Here is a 16,613-nt window from a genome sequence, read left to right as displayed (position 1 = left end):
ACGAATTAATCTATTCTTTATTCAAGGTCCTATTATTTAAAGATTAATTATAAATGATATATTTACCAAATTGTAATAACTTGATAGAGGTGTTCATTTTGAAATACAAATTAATTGCTACAGGAATTCTTGCTGGAAGTTTATTATCCTACTCATCTAATACATTTGCAAATACTCATAAGTTCCCAGATGTTCCTGCATGGGCGGACAAATCCGTTAATTATTTAGTTGATAAACAGGTATTGAATGGCTATCCAGACGGAACTTTCGGTTCAAATGACTCATTAGACAGAGCTTCAGCTACAAAAATTATGACAAAAGTTTTAGGTATACAAATTGACTCTAATGCAAAACCATCATTTACAGATTCACAAAACCACTGGGCTACTCCGTATATTGCTGCTGCTGAAAAAGCTGGTATTGTTAAAGGTGAGGGTAATGGAATCTTCAATCCATCCGGAAAAGTAACTCGCGCTGCTATGGCTACGATGCTAGTAAATGCATATAAACTACAAAGCACACCAAATCATAACGAGCAGGTTAAATTTGAAGATTTAAAAGGCCATTGGGGAGAAAAATATGCCAATATTTTAATCGGTTTGAAAATTTCTAATGGTACTGAGAACGGTTGGCAACCAAATAGATTTATAACACGTGCTGAAGCTGCTCAACTTACTGCAAAAACAGATATGATGCAACATCGTCCAAAAAACCCATTAGAAAGCAAAATAATCATTATTGATCCTGGACATGGTGGCGAAGATCCTGGGAAATCCACAAAGGGATTACCTGAAAGTAAGATTGTACTAGACACTTCTTTACGTCTACAACAATTACTTGAAAAGCATACACCATTTACAGTTTTATTAACTCGTCAATCTGATAATAGACCAGGACATGATCAAAAAAGTTCTTTACAGGAACGTGTTAAATTTGCTAAGAAAAATCAGGGTGATATCTTTATAAGCGTACATGCAAATGCTTTTAATGGTAATGCAAAAGGGACAGAAACATATTACTATAAATCTTCTAAATCCGAAAAAACAAATCCTCATGTGGAAGAAAGTCGTGTTTTAGCAGGAAAAATTCAAACACGTTTAGTAGAGGCACTTCAAACACGAGACAGAGGAGTTAAACATGGAGACCTTCATGTTATAAGAGAAAATGACATGCCAGCTATATTGACGGAACTGGCGTTTATAGATAATGGTATTGATTACAGTAAATTATCTACGGAAAATGGCAGACAAATTGCAGCAGAAGCCATTTATGAAGGAATTTTAGATTATTATGAATGGAAAGGAAATAATGTATCTGAATATAGGCTGTAATAAGTAATTAAAAATATAGTAATTCTCGAAATGAAGAATTCTATAATTTTTTTTGTGCTTTTTAAACAACAATTTTAAATTTGTATTTAAAATTGTTGTTTAAATCGTTACTTTATGTTTTAATAATATTGATAATAGTTATCAATAATAGTGAGAGGAAGATTAGTGAAACATGTGTTTTTAGTTAGTGTCATAAAGTTAATGAATTTCTATATTGTATGGCTATGAATCTATCTCTATTTTTGTGAACTAGAAATAATATCTTTTAAATGTTTAAGAAGGAGTGGCTGTCTGTATGAAAAAAGCAAAAGAAATAGCTAAATGCGTTGCGGTAGCGTCCGTTATTATGTCTGGATCATTTGGTTTACAAGCAACATCTGCATTTGCAGATTCTAAAGGAACTGTAGAAAATCTTCAAAATGGTGGGAAGGTCTATAATAGTTTTAAAACTACTTATGACATGAAGCAGAATATCAAAAATTCAATAAAGGTTTCTTTTATTGAGGATCCTTACGCAGATAAAAAGATTGCAATTGTTACCACTGATGGTAGTAATATAGATGCTAAATATACAATTAATAGCGGATACTATAACGCAGGTTTAAAATGGCCATCAGCCTATCATACTGAAGCAGAAATAACAAGTGGTGATAGTGCTCAATTCCATAAAGCTGCCCCAGTTAATACAATGACTTCAGCAAAGGTCACTTCTGAGGTAGGGTATACACTTGGTGGAAGTGTTAAAGTAGGAGTAAATGATAAAGGGCCAAATGCCGATGCAAGTATCACAGGTAGCTTTGCTTGGAAAGAAAGTGTATCTTATGATCAAGTAGATTATAAAACGGTATTAGAGACTCACACAGATAAAAAATTAAATTGGAAAGTAGGATTCCAATCATTTAATTTCCCAGAGTGGGGAATTTATAATCGTGATTCATTCAATACTTTCTATGGTAATCAACTATTTATGAAATCACGTAGTTATAATGAAGGAACGAATAATTTTGTTTCAAAAGATACAGTACCAGCTTTAACAGGATATGGTTTTTCTCCAAACGTAGTAGCGGTTATTACTGCTGATAAAACAGAAACTACATCAGATTTAAAAATAACAAATCGTAGAATTTCAGATCAGTACAATATCGAATGGGTAAGTTCAAAATGGTGGGGAACAAATAATAAAGATACATATAATGAATTCTTTACGAACCACTATAAATTAGACTGGAAAAACCATCAAGTTACTCTTGATAACCAAAAAGCCCTTGAAGAACAAATGAATAGTATTAACAGCGTGAATGATAAACTTAACAAAGGAAAAGGGAAATTATCTCTTTCAATGAATGGAAATCAACTCAAAGCTACGTCTAGCAATGCTGGTTATGGTATCAGTTACGAAGATAAAAATTGGGGTATCTTTGTAAATGGTGAAAAGGTCTATACTTTTAATGAAAAATCAACTGTAGGCAATATATCTAATGATATTAACAAATTAAACATTAAAGGACCTTATATCGAGATTAAACAGATTTAGTCAGAAAATGATGGACGATTGATGGATAATTATTTCATCAAGATACGAGTGCGCTAGTTTATTTTAAATTTGTATAATGTAACGAAAGGACCAGATCTTATTTATTTTATAGATAAGATCTGGTCCTTATTATTTTTTTGTTTGCACACGAAGTTAAGATAACAATAGATGTTTTTTGTCCAGACTTTCACTTGATTAGAAAAGAGCGTAAAGTATTTGGAAGCTATTGATGCTACGCAAGGGGATATTGTTTAAAGTAATCAGAACTTCATCGGTTGTTAAGTTACCACTTTAAATATATAATTAAATTTCATTAAAAAGATACTCTATTCAAAGTCCTTATTGGGTTTTTGAAGTGAAATATATACTATTTGAGGTGTGTGAAATGGGGAAATCTCGAGAGCAGACGATGGAAAATATCTTAAAGGCTGCTAAGAAAAAATTTGGAGAGCGTGGCTACGAAGGTACGAGCATACAAGAAATTGCAAAAGAAGCGAAAGTGAATGTTGCTATGGCCTCTTACTATTTTAATGGGAAAGAAAACCTATATTATGAGGTGTTTAAGAAATATGGTCTTGCTAATGAGCTACCCAATTTTCTTGAGAAGAATCAATTTGATCCTATCAATGCCCTTAGAGAATATTTAACGGTTTTTACTACACATATAAAAGAGAACCCTGAAATTGGATCATTGGCATATGAGGAGATTATTAAGGAAAGTGCACGATTAGAAAAGATTAAACCGTATTTCATAGGTAATTTTGAACAGTTAAAAGAAATATTACAGGAGGGTGAAAAGCAAGGAGTTTTTCATTTCTTCTCCATAAATCATACGATACATTGGATCACTTCTATTGTTTTATTTCCAAAGTTTAAAAAGTTTATTGATTCTTTAGGGCCAAATGAAACGAATGATACAAATCATGAATGGATGCCAGAAGACTTAGTGGACAGGATTGTTACTGCATTAACAGATAAACCTAACGTGTAAATTATTCAGTGTATATGAATTCTATTATTATTATTTAAAGCCTAATTTCTCAATGTATTGTAGAGAAATTAGGCTTTTTTCAACACGTCATTAAAGTTTTTATAATTCAATGACTCAATTTGCTGATTATATTTTCAAGTATTCGTTTTGAGCTACATAGATATAGTTTTTGTTGCAACTGTTTGTTGAAATGCTTTATCATGCTCAACAATAACCATTGTGGGATTAAATTGTTGAATAAGCTCTTCGATCTGCATACGGGAATAGATATCTATAAAATTTAGTGGTTCGTCCCATATATATATATGAGCTTTTTCACATAAGCTTTTAGCGATAAGTAGTTTTTTCTTTTGGCCACCAGAATAATGAGATATATCTTTCTCAAATTGAATTCGGTCAAAGTCCATCTTACGTAGGATGGATTTAAATAAGGTCTCATCAATCTTGTGCTGTTCAATAAAGTCTGATAGTGATCCCTTCAAATGAGAAGTATCTTGTTGGACATAGGAAATGATGAGTCCTGTACCTAAAATAACTAAGCCTGTATGCTGTATCGGATGTCCTAGAATTAGTTTTAGGATACTACTTTTTCCGCTCCCATTCGTTCCATCAAGTACAATTCGGTCACCTTGCTCGACTATGAAGCTAATCGACTCATTCACAATTTGGTCATCGTACTTAACGGACACATCAACCAAAGTAATCAATTCATTTGATTTAAATTGTAATTGTTCCAATTTTAATGACTCAGTTTTCTCCACATTTTTTAGTAATTTTGACTTTTCTTCAATAGCTTTTTGTTGCCTTGATTCAAGGTTTTTTGCTCTTTTCATCATCTTGGCTGCTTTATGTCCTACAAACCCCTTATCCAACTTAGAGCCTGAATTCCTCGTTCCATTTTTTGAAGCTTCCACATCATGAGACCAACTTGCTGAACGCTTGGAAGACTGTTTTAATCTCCCTATGTCTTTTTGTAGACGCTCATTTGTAGTCTCTTCGTGCTCTTGCTGTCTATCAAAATTTAACTTCCAAGAAGAATAGTTACCACTTTGAACTTCAATATTTGCTCTATTTATAGATAGGATATGGTCAACGCATCCATCTAAAAAGATTCTGTCATGTGAAATTAAAATAAATCCTTTTTTCTTCCTTAGATAATCAGAGACTATCTTTCGTGCATCAGTATCTAAGTGATTTGTTGGTTCATCAATTAATAGGAATTGGCCCTCATTTAAAAACAGTGCAGCAAGCAACACCTTTGTTTGTTCCCCATTTGATAATGTTTTAAATGGTCTGTACATGACCTCAGCATCAACATTTAAATAGGATATCTCACGCAGAAATTCCCAATCTTCTGCTTGGGGACAAATTTCTTCAAGGATTTCATGAGTGAATTTGTTCCTATCTGCAACAGAGTAGGGGAAGTAATTGAATTCTACCGAAGCAAGGATTTTCCCACCATACTCATAATTCCCTAACAATAAATTAAAGAATGTCGTTTTACCTCGTCCGTTTCTACCGATAAATCCTAGCTTCCAATCCGTATCTATTTGGAAGTTTACACTTTCAAAAATATTATCAAAGCTACCTGGGTATGAAAAAGTTAAATCTTGGACTTTTATCATTGACATATTAATTCCTCCTTTATATATCGAAACGTTTCATATAAAGTCGGAACATCCATCCAGTTTTTAATTGCTCTATATAAGTTTGATGGATATTAACGACTTATATAGAGCATTACATGTGTAACAATAGTGTCTGAAGTACTCATTTTTCTCGCTCCTTTATTTGTTAGGTACATTTAACAATTAATAAGTTCCAACTAACATAAATGGGAATAAAAAAATCCCCCAATTGTAATCGGAAGGATTAGTCTTTCGTCTATACTTAATAAGTACTTATTAATCATTTGAATGATGACAAATAAAGTATGAACTGAATTTTAAAAATGGATAGACTAACCCTATATTTTGTAGTTTGAAGTTATGAAATTCAACTTAAAATATAAATTAGTTAATCATTGTTCATCCATCATTCCTTTCATAATTCTGCTTTTAGAGTAACATTCTTTTTAGGGAGATGCAATATCAGCTTCAGCTGCACCTAATCCTAAATTATTTATAATTCTTTGAGTAAGGAGGGAATATGAAATTGACATCAACTTAAGTTGTAACTATAATTGTTACAGTTGGTTTCGAAAACTAATTCGAATTTCTATGTTAAAGATAGTATATTTTCATTCCTTTTTAACGGATCCCTTTTGGAATCCTCAGTATTGATAATTGTAAACATCTACAAAAAGTTAACAAGAATGTTGTATGTAGAAAGAAATCTTTTAAAAAGGTCATAATATACATAATAGGTTGCACACATTTTAATTAGTAGGAGTTGTGCCACTATCAAGACCTTTTTAATAAAAGTATAGAAAAAACTCAAGAAGGTGAGTCCATTGCGTAAACATGCATATGTGCAATTTTATGTATTGCTATTGGCTTTAATAGCTTATATAAGCTTTTGCTGTATATTTTTATTTGTTTTTCCGAATCTTTATTTTGTATCAGATTTTAATATCCGGCTATCATCTTTAGTTGTTGAAACTACTGTATTTATCTCATTACTGTATTCTATATTATCCAGAAGAATTAAGTTAGGAGTATTCTGGGTTTGTATTACTATTGCGATAGGGTGTTTCTTGATAGGGAATTTCATATCTGCTTTTCAAGTACTTAATGTAGAATTACCAATACAAAATTTTAATATCTCTGATGTATTTTTGTTATTTTTCTTGTTCTTCTTTCTCTTTGCGTTCTTTTATAAAATTATGATGGAATGTAATAAATGGGAGAAAGCATATTTAATTTGTGATTTATGCATTGTTGTTACTGCCATTTTTACATTAGAGTGGTACCTATTTAATAAACCATCTGCAAATATCTTATTCTTATCAATTGGAGATGTTTTTCTCTCATTTATTTTTCCAATTATAGATTTATTACTTCTATTACTTGGAGTTACACTAATCTTTCGACCTGCTATTTTCAATGCAAAAATTAAATTGTTTATTTTTATTCTAGTATTAACTGGATTGGCTATTACGGACTACTTGTATTTCTACTTACAGGATGATTTGTCAGAGCGTTCAGTTATATTATTAAGGTGTTTGTATAGAGTTTTACTATTATTTATCGCTATTGCTGCTACAATTCCAAAGGATGCTTCTTCTAAAAGAAATTATTTTATTATTAATCCGACATTTGGAGAGAAACTTCTTGGTATATTCCCTTATCTTGCAGTTGCAGTCTTAATTGGCTTTACTTTGAAAGAGCAAACTTCTTCAGCTACATTGATTACGGGAAATTGTATTGCTTTTGTATTTGTACTGATTCGTCATACAATCGTACGAATGCAAAACAAAGAGTTAACTAAAACATTAAAAGTGTTTAATAATCAATTAGAACAAACAGTATCTCAGAGAACAAGGGATTTAATAAATAAATCTAATGATTTGGTAAAAAATCAAGAGAGATTTAAGTCATTATATGAGTATCATCCGGATCCTATTTTAACGATTGATTCAAACGGTATCGTATTAAATATAAACCAGGCTGGAAGTATGTTATTAGGAAAAGAAAGTACTGCATTAATAGGGAAAGAGTGCTTCTCTATTTTTTTAGATGAAGATAAATCTGAATTGGAAGCAGCTATAAAGAAAGGGAAACGATGTAGTTCATCTTCGTTACAGTTACGTGTGAAAAATAACAATGAGAAGGACATGCTCTTTTGGTATGTCACTATAGTTCCTATTATGATAGAAGGTCAAATTTTTGGGAGTTATGTAATGGTAAAAGACATAACGAGGATGAAACAACAACAGGAAGAGATAAATTACCTTGCATTCCATGATACGGTGACGGAGATTGGAAATCGTATCTTGTTCCAACAAGAATTAGATAGATCCATTAAGCGTGCCAAAAAAACACAGGATAAATTTGGGCTCCTGTATATTGATTTAAATCGCTTTAAGACCATTAATGATACATTGGGTCATTCGATTGGTGACAGAGTTTTAAAAGAAGTTGCCAAACGTTTTAGGACATATCTGTCACCGACTATTCCTCTAGCAAGAATAGGTGGAGATGAGTTTGCAATCATTGTCCATAACCAAACAGAGCAACAGCTATTGGATTTGTGTAAAACTTTATTTCGTATAACTGAAGAACCATTTGTAGTAAATCAGCATAGTTTTTACTTATCTCTTAGTATAGGAATAGCAGTGTATCCATTTGGAGGAATAAATACTACTACACTTTTACAACACGCTGATATCGCTATGTATAGCGCAAAAGAAAAAGGTAACAATGCTGTTTGTATGTATGACGAGACATTATCTCAAAAAGTAACTCGTCGATTACGATTAGAACAGGATTTACCAAATGCAATTGAAAATAATGAGTTGTTTTTATTGTATCAACCACAAATTGATAGTAAGGCAGGTAAAGTTATTGGTGCAGAGGCTTTAATACGCTGGCAACATCCAGAGCTTGGGCTGATTTCTCCTTTTGAGTTTATACCTATCGCAGAAGAAACGGCGCAGATTATTTCAATTGGGAAGTGGACGTTACAGAAAGCGTGTCGACAACTGAAAGAATGGCATTCTATGGGCTTTTCAAATCTAAAGATCGGGATAAATTTATCAGCTATAGAGTTTGAACAGAAAGATTTTGTTCAAACAATGATATCTACTATAGAAGAGATAGGAGTACCTGCTAATTCGATTGATTTGGAATTAACAGAGCGAATAGCAATGGTAGATGAAAAAGAAACCTTATCAAAGTTAAAAGTATTAAAATCATATGGTGTACATTTATCAATTGACGATTTTGGTACAGGTTATTCTTCACTAGCGTATCTGCCTCTTTATCCAATTGATACTTTAAAAATTCCAAGAGAATTTGTTAATAGAATCGGAACTTCTACTGATGGAGATGAAATTATACAAACCATTATTTCACTTGCTCATACTTTAAACATGAAAGTGATAGCAGAAGGGGTAGAAACGAAGGAACAATTAACAGTGTTACAACGTAATGCGTGTTATCTAATTCAGGGCTATTACTACAGTAAACCTGTAAATGAAGATGAATTTATGGATTTTTTAAGTACAATGCAAAATGAATAAGTGAAAAATCAGTATATGTATAAAGTAAAGTGAAAAGACGTTCTATCTATATAGATTTGAACGTCTTTCTTATGTTTATTTTCAATAGTTATGCAGCAAGGTTTCAGCCTTTGAAAGTAAAATAAATATCTATATTCCTTGTATTTTGGGCTAATGGGGTATGAGGTGAAAGTTGCTTCTTGTGAAAATACATTAGGGACAGCTTGTATATTCTTAAAGCAATTTGAAAAAGGATTAGCAGTTTGTATGGAATTAGGAAATGAAGAGTATGTATATCATTTCAATATTTTACGTTCTCTTAATGAAGATGAAGCAATTAAACTCTTAGAAGAAGTGAAAAAAGTATTTCTTACTTCGAAAAGCAAGGTTTATGGGATTTCGTAGAAGAATATGCAGATCTAAAAAGGGGAAATTATACAATAATCACATACTATCATTTTTAATAGCTAATTAACAAAGGGACTCCAATTATGGAGTCTCTTTGTTAATGGGGTAATGATTTGGTTTATCTAACTATGACAATATTTGTAAAAAAAGTGTAAAAGGGTCCTAGTTTGGAGGGGGAATTATTTAATCTTTTTTATTTAATAAAAGGGATAATATTTAGTTATCTGCGCTTCTTAATTATGTTTTCTATCACAGTTTGAAGTAAATTTCAGTTAATCTTATTTATTTTATAGGAATTATAAGGTATACTAAAAGTAGGTGCAAAATGTACCATTTGAAAAAGAGTGCATTGCAAAAAGGAATCCGTAAAGGATTCCTTTTTTGTTTCTTTGAAAATGAAGCAACGTTCTAATTATCTCTTTTTTTATGAATGAACTACCACTGTATAAATTTAAAAGGAATTTTTGGGGAATTGCCATATTCCTGTAACAAAACAAAGGTATGTTATGTGTGTAAAATATAAAGAGAAAGAAGGAAAAGTTGTGAAAAAAATTTTGCCAATTGTTGCGTTACTAGGCATGATGAGTTTTGGAGTACAGGAAATGAATGTAAGAGCTGATACCTATTATAAGAGCGATTCAAAAATTAGTTTTTGGGATTCGAAAAGAAAGGGTACTAACTTCATGAATAGTACGTCATTACCTGAAAACTATAAAAGTGCAAAAGAAGCTAATATTGAATATGTTCGTTTAGCACCTGATAAATGGGCGAAAGATAAAGATTTTCTATTTGAAGATAAACCAGATACTTCTGGAAAGGATTTTCTGATAGGTAATGCAGATAACTATCAGGGATTAGTAAAGGAAGATCTAGAAAAATTAAAGGCGGATTTAGATGCCGCACAATCACAAGGAATGAAAGTCGTTCTTACAATGTTATCCTTACCTGGTGATCGATGGCGCCAATTTAATAATAATAAGAATGACGACAGAATATGGGAAGAAGAGAAGTATCAAGATCAAGCAAGTCAATTTTGGAAGGATCTTGCTTTGGAATTAAAAGATTACCCTGCGGTGGTTGGTTATAATATTATAAATGAACCACATCCAGAAACAGCTAAAAATAATAGATATAATGATTTTTGGACGGAAGATTACGAGAAATGGTATGCAAAAGTGAAGGGAACGACAGCGGATTTAAACAGATTTTATCAAAAAGTAATCAATTCCATTCGTGAAGTAGACCAAGAAACACCGATTATTGTAGATTCAGGTTTATATGCTACTCCATGGGCCTTTAAATATTTAAAACCAGTAAATGATAAAAAAACCCTATATGCATTTCATATGTATGAACCATATGAATTAACGAGTCAAGGTGAAAAGAAAAATAAAGAATATCAATATCCAGGATTAGTAAAAGTAGGAGACTTAGAGAAACCTGTAATGTGGAATAAGCAGGGATTAGAGAAGTTTTTGAAGCCAATCCAACAATGGTCTAAGAAAAATCATGTACCATCTAATCGAATTATTGCAGAAGAGTTTGGAATTAACCGTACTGTTCCAGGTGCTACCCAATACATGCAAGATCTTATTTCTATCTTTAACCAAAAAGGATGGCATAAATCATTCTATGCATTCCGTGAAGACACATGGACAGGGATGAATTATGAATTGGGAACAGGAAAAATAAAATGGGATGAAGAGGGTAAACCGATGCGTCAAGATAATTCACTCTGGGATGTAATAAAAAAAGATTTACAAACGCGTAAATAGTTTAGAATATTAGGCCTAAGGACTAAATGTAAGCATCTAACTCAAATAGAATTAGATGCTTTTTATTTCGAAAAAAGGTGGAGTTGAATTAAAGATTCCATCTTTTCTTTTGCATAAAGAGTACCAATCAGGTTTATTTACAACGAAAAATAAGATTTTTAGAGAATAGCTTAGAAAAAAATAGTGGAGGTTCAAACAAATGTGGTCACAATTGTTTAAACCTTTAAAGTAAATAAGTTTTATGAATTTTTTGTGAGATTCCAACCCTTAAATGTTGAAAATTATTTACTGATTTCTCCAATTGGGTGTATTTCTCCAATTAGATGGAAGTTTAGAATACAGAATCAAAACATAATAGGCTGTTATCGATGAGTTTATCGTAAAGTTGTTATTTAATGTGTCATCAAATAACATTTATATACAATAATAAATAAAGAAAAGGAGATATTTATGAAAAAATATAGAGTAATAGACACAACTTAAATAGTATGAATAGTTTAGATTGTAAAAACATGAAGAAGAAAACAAAAAATCCTTAAGAGTACTAAGGAAAAATGAGGGAGATAATATGGGGAATAATTCAAAACATAAAACTAGAAAAATACTTGCAGCTACTGCTACAGTAACTATGCTTGCGACTGGAATGATGTCTTCATCAGATGTCTTTGCGGAGCAAAAGGAGCAGCAAAAAAATTTATCGACATCACTGCAAAGTGAAAAGTCAGTTAAATCAGAAAATATAACATTTACAGTCCCAGGAAAAGGAGATGTTGAGGTACTAAAACAACAGGAAAGAAAAAGTATGGCATTTAGTCCATATGAACCAACTGGTTTATATGCAAAACCAAATGAACAAATAACGATTAATGTAGAAGGTAATCAAGATATTCAGGTATATATTGGAACGTATTCGTATGATGCTTCTTGGAGAGAAGATTCTAAGATAAAATCATTTACATTAAAACCTGGTATAAACACAATCCAATCTCCAAATGGGGGGCTGATTTATTTTTATAATAAACAGCAAGGTGGTACCATTCGAACAACAATCACAACAGGTGGAACGACTACGCCTTTCTTTGAACTAGGAAAGCATACGAAACAAGATTTAATAAACATGCTGGACCAATATCCTAATGCACATGCAGTGGAGTTAAAAGGCGAACGTGTATTAATTACGGCCAGCCCTGCACGTGTGAAGAAATATTTGTTGGGTTCTAATACAGATCCTGTACAACTCTTAAAAAAGATGGATGAAGCTACTCGAATTCAAGACAAAGTAGCTGGATTATCTGAAGAACAAGTAGATAAACATTATGTTCATTACGTAGAAGAAAATCATTCTCCTGATTATTATATGTATGCAACTTCTTATCGAACAGCATATGTAGGAGATGCAATCCAATACGTGTTAGATATTAATAAATTTGTAAAAGATGGATGGGGTCCTTGGCATGAGGCAGGACATTTAAGACAACAATCACCCTGGAAGTTTTATAATATGACAGAAGTACAAAATAATATATACAGCCTTTCTGTAGAAAAAGCATTTAATCAAACATCCAACTTAGAGAAAAATGGAATTTATCCAAAAGCGTTTCAATATCTAGAACAAGTGAATAAAAATTATGATGAAATTAGCGATGTTTTTGTAAAGCTTGTTATGCTTTGGCAACTACAGTTAGCGTATGGAGAGGATTTTTATCCTAAATTGCATCAATTGTATAGAGACATGCCTTCAAGTGAACTTCCACAAACTGATGAAAATAAAAAACAATTATTTATGATTTCAGCATCAAAAGTAGCCAAACAAAATTTGATTCCTTTCTTTGAGAAGTGGGGATTACGTCCAAATAACGATACCATTCAAAAGGTAGCTGCATTAGGATATCCAATTTTAACAGCAGAGATTTGGAAGGGTACGGATTCTAATCCAATTAAACCAGATATGCCTGATGTAAATAATATTTTAGAAGGAAACCAGTTTGCATGGTCGCTGAAAGGGATTGGAGATTTTGAATTCGCAAAAGTAAATTTAAATAAATCAACAGAAGAAATGCAAATTGATCTAAAAGCAGGTGTACCACATAACTACTTTGATAGTACATATGCAAGTATTAAAGTGCAAAACACATCAGGTAAAGTAGTATATAACAAGGAGTTTTATGGGAATAAACAGCAAAATGCTGGAACACAAAAAGTTTCAGTAAAGACCGGTGATCTTATTGAGCTTACACATTTAGAAGGCAGAGAGAGGGCAACATTAATAAATTTAGATAACAATAAACGTGAAAACCTTGATAAAAAAGTAATGTATGAAGTTACAAAGGATGGCCTGAAAAAAGTAAATCAAATTGTTAATCCGAAACCAGATACAGAAGCGCCCACACAGCCACAAGGATTATATGCAAGTAACCTTACTTCTAACAGTGTAGAGCTAAAATGGAATCCTTCTACAGATAATATAGGTGTAAAAGAATATCAGGTATTACGTGATGGACAATTGATTCAAACCGTACAAGGAACGACATTTATTGATCAAAACTTAACAGCTAATAAGGAATATAAATATGCAGTGAAGGCTGTAGATGCAGCTGGAAATACATCAATTCAAAGTGAAATTCTTCCGGTAAAAACCAAAGATCAAAATGTATCTTATGAAAAATGGGATCCAAAGAAGGCATATACAAAGGGCGATAAAGTAGAACATCAAGGGACGGTGTATGAAGCGGTTCAAAATCATCAAGGAAATGGTGACCCGAATTGGATATTTGCGTTATCTTTATGGAAACCACTTACAATCAAATAACATGTAAGAATCAGATGTGAAGATAGAACAACATAAAATTGGGGCAGTATTTTAAAGATTTACTGGATGTTGTTTGAATTTTGATAGATTTCTCTACTAAGTTATTATTCAATAATAAAAATTAGAAAAGGATGTAGATTAGTGATTAGTCAGAAAACGAAGAAAAGATTTAATAAAGTTATTATAATGACCGCAGCATGTAGCATGTTTTCTATGTTTGGAACGTCTATTTCGCACACTAAAGCTGCAACACATTCAGCTGCTCCAGCAGTTTATGTGAGTCCCCAAAATATACCTGCCTCAGATATTATTAGTATAGACTGGTCACCAGTTCAGACTCCACCTTATACGTACTGGGCTGTACACAACTGGAATGCAGGTGGTGAAGCTGGAGGATATGCTGGTTTTCAACAACAAAGTGGGTTTGATGAAAATGGAAAACGCACTTTACATTTTGCCTTATGGGATCCAATTTCCTCTAAAGAAGCAATAAAGGCCGAATACTTATCTCCGAATTCGCAAGTTGGACCCTTTGGAGGAGAAGGAACAGGAATGAAGGTTCAAACAACTTATGGTTGGAAAGACTACAATTGGTACACAATGACAATGCGTTCATGGCAAGAAAATGGTCATACTAAATTTGGACAATGGATGAAAGATGTAACAAAGAATAAATGGCATCAAATTGCAATTATGGACTTTCCGGTTGCTAATGTTGCATTTAATCATGGATTAGGAATGTTTCAAGAAGACTGGGCTGATAGTGGACAGAATGTTCGAGAAGCGCGCCTAAAAAATGGTTATAGCCGAAAATTAGTTGATAAACAATGGAGTTCTTGGAATAATCAAAGTATTTCTGGAACGCATGATAATACTTATCAATATGATGGAGGCTCTACTTCAGAATATGTATGGGTCAAAGCAGGAGGTAATACGCAGTCTACTATTGGGGCAGGAAAAATATTCACGCTAAATCAACCTACTCAACCTGAAATAGGAAAACTAGATTTTGATATCCAATCTATATATTATGAAAATGAAAAATTAAATGTATCTTGGAAACTAAAAGAAAATAGTACACCGCAATTTAAGGGAAAAATTGAAATTTATAACAATGAAAATATGACGGGCCAACCTATTAACGTAATTAATGATATTAAATCCTATCAAAATGGAATCAGTCAATCTATATCATTACCAACAAATGCTTATGCAAAGATTGTATTAACGGATATATTTGATCAAACTGTTGAGAAAAAGGTACAAATCAAAAATGAATCTCCAAACATTTTTGAAGGTAATGAATTTGCATGGTCGCTGAAAGGGATTGGAGATTTCGAATTTGCGAAAGTAAATTTAAATAAATCAACAGAAGAAATGCAAATTAATCTAAAAGCAGGTGTACCACATGACTACTTTGATAGTACATATGCAAGTATTAAAGTGCAAAACACATCAGGTAAAGTGGTCTATAACAAAGAGATTTATGGAAACAAACAGCAAAATGCTGAATCGCAAAAAGTTCCAGTCAAAGTAGGCGATTATATAGAGTTAACACATCTAGAAGGTGTACATAGAGCTACTCTTACAAATGTAGATAATAGTAAACAAGAGAGCTTTGGAAAAAAAGCCATATACGAAGTTACAAAGGAAGGTCTGAAGAAAGTAGAAAAAATGCCAGAAGCAACAATTTTAGAAGGAAACAAGTTTGCATGGTCATTAAAAGGATATAGTGATAGAGAAATTGCAAAAGTAGATTATGATAAAACGGTAGAAGAGATGAAGGTAAAACTAGAAGCAGGTGTACCACATTCCTATTTTGCTAGTACGTATGCGAGTATTAAGGTCCAGAATTCTTCTGGTAACGTTCTGTACAATAAGGAAATCGTGGGAAATAAACAACAAAATGCTGAAAGCCAAACTGTGCCCGTCAAGGTAGGGGATTACATTGAATTTACCCATATAGAAGGAGAAGCAACAAAGGAAAAAACGCGAGCAACTTTAATTAACCTTGAAAATAACAAAAATGAAACCATTGGAAAAACAGCAAGATATCAAGTTACAAAAGAAGGCTTGAAGAAAGTAGAAAAAATGCCAGAAACAACGGTTTTAGATGGAAATCATTTTGGGTGGTCATTCAAAGGATATAGTGATAGAGAAATCGCAAAGGTAGATTATAATAAGACAACAGAGAAAATGCAGGTGAATTTAGAAGCGGGCGTACCACATTCTTACTTTAATAATACGTATGCAAGTATTACAGTAAAGAATTCAACCGGTAGTATTTTGTACAATAAGGGAATCGTGGGAAATAGACAGCAAACTGCTGAAAGCCAAACCGTGCCCGTAAAAGTGGGAGATTACATTGAGTTTACCCATATAGAAGGGGAAGCAGTAAAAGAAAAAACACGCGCTATACTTATTAATCTTGAGAATAATAAACAAGAATATATGGGCAAAAAAAGAACCTATCAAGTTACTTCAACGGGATTAAACAAAATAGAGTAACATGAAAAACATTCTAATTATTAGTTAGATGCAAATAGTCGTTCATTATGAACGGCTATTTGGCTTTTATTTAAAGAGAAGTGAAATGAAAATATT

9 protein-coding genes are annotated in these 16,613 nt (G+C 32.3%); 8 read left to right on the top strand and 1 reads right to left on the bottom strand.

Going from position 1 to position 16,613, the window contains the following annotated elements; genetic code table 11:
- Positions 1-98 precede the first annotated feature (98 nt).
- The 3 genes from QCI81_RS04550 to hlyIIR all read left to right on the top strand — a co-directional run bounded on the left by QCI81_RS04550 (position 99) and on the right by hlyIIR (position 3,856).
- Positions 99-1,331, top strand: a complete 1,233-nt coding sequence (locus QCI81_RS04550) for an N-acetylmuramoyl-L-alanine amidase (protein ID WP_071731274.1) — start codon at positions 99-101, stop codon at positions 1,329-1,331.
- 295 nt (positions 1,332-1,626) lie between these two features.
- Positions 1,627-2,865: a hemolysin II HlyII gene (gene hlyII / locus QCI81_RS04545; RefSeq protein ID WP_000709367.1), complete on the top strand. Its 1,239-nt coding sequence runs from the start codon at positions 1,627-1,629 to the stop codon at positions 2,863-2,865.
- A 385-nt stretch (positions 2,866-3,250) separates the two neighbouring features.
- Entirely contained in the window at positions 3,251-3,856 is a 606-nt protein-coding gene (hlyIIR, locus tag QCI81_RS04540; protein ID WP_053563864.1) for a hemolysin II regulator HlyIIR, read from the top strand.
- Between the two features lie 152 nt (positions 3,857-4,008).
- Here hlyIIR and QCI81_RS04535 read toward each other — a convergent pair whose 3' ends face one another.
- Positions 4,009-5,487, bottom strand: coding sequence for an Lsa family ABC-F type ribosomal protection protein (locus tag QCI81_RS04535; RefSeq protein ID WP_071731273.1), 1,479 nt, complete (start codon positions 5,485-5,487; stop codon positions 4,009-4,011).
- 821 nt (positions 5,488-6,308) lie between these two features.
- On the opposite strand from QCI81_RS04535, the gene QCI81_RS04530 reads away from it, so the two are divergent.
- The 5 genes from QCI81_RS04530 (at position 6,309) to QCI81_RS04510 (ending at position 16,517) form a co-directional block, all read left to right on the top strand.
- On the top strand, positions 6,309-9,038 hold the full coding sequence (locus QCI81_RS04530) for a GGDEF domain-containing phosphodiesterase (RefSeq protein ID WP_071731272.1): 2,730 nt from the start codon (positions 6,309-6,311) through the stop codon (positions 9,036-9,038).
- Positions 9,039-9,191: 153 nt separating this feature from the next.
- Positions 9,192-9,422, top strand: coding sequence for a hypothetical protein (locus QCI81_RS04525; protein WP_063548262.1), 231 nt, complete (start codon positions 9,192-9,194; stop codon positions 9,420-9,422).
- A gap of 509 nt (positions 9,423-9,931) precedes the next feature.
- Positions 9,932-11,200, top strand: coding sequence for a glycoside hydrolase family 5 protein (locus QCI81_RS04520; RefSeq protein ID WP_098851913.1), 1,269 nt, complete (start codon positions 9,932-9,934; stop codon positions 11,198-11,200).
- A 568-nt stretch (positions 11,201-11,768) separates the two neighbouring features.
- Positions 11,769-14,009, top strand: coding sequence for a M60 family metallopeptidase (locus tag QCI81_RS04515; protein ID WP_071731271.1), 2,241 nt, complete (start codon positions 11,769-11,771; stop codon positions 14,007-14,009).
- Between the two features lie 141 nt (positions 14,010-14,150).
- Positions 14,151-16,517, top strand: coding sequence for a putative mucin/carbohydrate-binding domain-containing protein (locus QCI81_RS04510; RefSeq protein WP_071731270.1), 2,367 nt, complete (start codon positions 14,151-14,153; stop codon positions 16,515-16,517).
- The last annotated feature ends 96 nt before the right edge of the window (positions 16,518-16,613 follow it).

Source organism: Bacillus cereus group sp. MG20 (genome assembly GCF_040459885.1).
Lineage (GTDB): Bacteria > Bacillota > Bacilli > Bacillales > Bacillaceae_G > Bacillus_A > Bacillus_A cereus.
The sequence above is the reverse complement of the archived record's forward strand: the minus strand, read 5'-3'. Positions and strand labels throughout refer to the sequence as shown.